Origin of the sequence: Mesorhizobium sp. M7A.F.Ca.AU.001.01.1.1, from assembly GCF_004022735.1 — a bacterium.
Taxonomy (GTDB): Bacteria; Pseudomonadota; Alphaproteobacteria; order Rhizobiales; family Rhizobiaceae; genus Mesorhizobium; species Mesorhizobium ciceri.
The window spans coordinates 1-1,101 of sequence record NZ_RZPF01001155.1 but is presented as its reverse complement, the minus strand read 5'-3'; the positions used below and the strand labels follow the sequence as shown (position 1 = coordinate 1,101).

At 62.5% G+C, this 1,101-nt stretch carries 2 protein-coding genes; one reads left to right on the top strand and one right to left on the bottom strand.

The genetic code is table 11. The features are described 5' to 3' along the window. Nucleotides 1–224 (bottom strand): diacylglycerol kinase family protein (locus EN884_RS36705; RefSeq protein ID WP_281034869.1); only part of this gene is annotated, 224 nt, incomplete at its 3' end. A 250-nt stretch (nt 225–474) separates the two neighbouring features. Here EN884_RS36705 and EN884_RS36700 point away from each other — a divergent pair. Then, on the top strand, nt 475–1,101 hold a 627-nt coding region (locus tag EN884_RS36700; protein ID WP_164895449.1), incomplete at its 3' end, for a PRC-barrel domain-containing protein.

The following is a 1,101-nucleotide window of genomic DNA, read 5'->3' as shown; positions in this document are numbered from 1 at the left end:
GCGGCGGAAATGGCCCCGTCGCCCCCACCCGCCAGCACGATGTCGACCGAGCGACGCGAAGCGGCGTTGTCCAGCGTCTCCACCACATCCTTGCCGGCGACAATTTCGATGCTGAGCGAGTGGCCTGCCGTTTCCAGCGTCTGATGCATCCTGTCGGAGAAAGCGGCGAGGTCGGTGGTGCGCAAAGTGCCGCCGTCCCGGTTCAGCACCGCTGCAAATCTCATGCCCCGCTCCACCAGGTCAGCCAAATGGCGGCCGGGATATACCCAGCCAACGGCTGAAACGCGGCGTCGACAGAAAGGTTCCTCTTGCCACGGGGTGACTACCCCAGCGGCTCAATAATTTCCGTGGTTTCGTTCCCGGACCGCAGCGCTTTGTCGGAACAACTGACCCGGTCACGACGTTGTGAACCTGCAGATGCCGCGTTCCCCAAGGAGACGCGGCGCATGAGATCAGGCACGAGGAGAGACTACCATGATCCGCAATCTTTTAGCCACGACGGCGCTCGCAACCTTTGTCGCGACCGGCGCCTATGCGCAGAACGCAACAAATACGGCGCCTGCCACGCCCGCCGTCCAGGAGCCCGCCGCCGCTCCTGTGGCACGCGCAGAGGGCAGCATCGTCACCAACATCATCGGTGAGTCCGTCTACAACGGCACCGGCGACGATGCCGAAAACATCGGCAAGGTCAGCGACGTCGTGTTCGACAAGGATGGGCAGGCGAAATCCGTTGTCATCGACGTCGGCGGTTTTCTGGGTGTCGGCGCCAAAAGCGTTGCTTTCGATTACGGCAAGCTGCAGTGGGCCGAAAAGAATGGCGACCGCTGGTTGGTGGCCCAGACGACCAAGGACGAACTGACGGCGCAGGCAGAATTCGATAAAAAGCCTTACAGCCCGACCCCAGCACCTGCGGCATCGACCGACGCAACAGCGCCGGCAGCACCCGCGACGACGGACACAGCGCAAAAGCCTGTCGACATGAACGCCGCTTCGGCAGAACCAGTCAAGCGCGCCGACGGCAATCTCGCCACCAACATCATCGGGGAAAACGTCTATAACGGCACCGGCGATGACGCCCAGAACATCGGCGACGTCAACGAC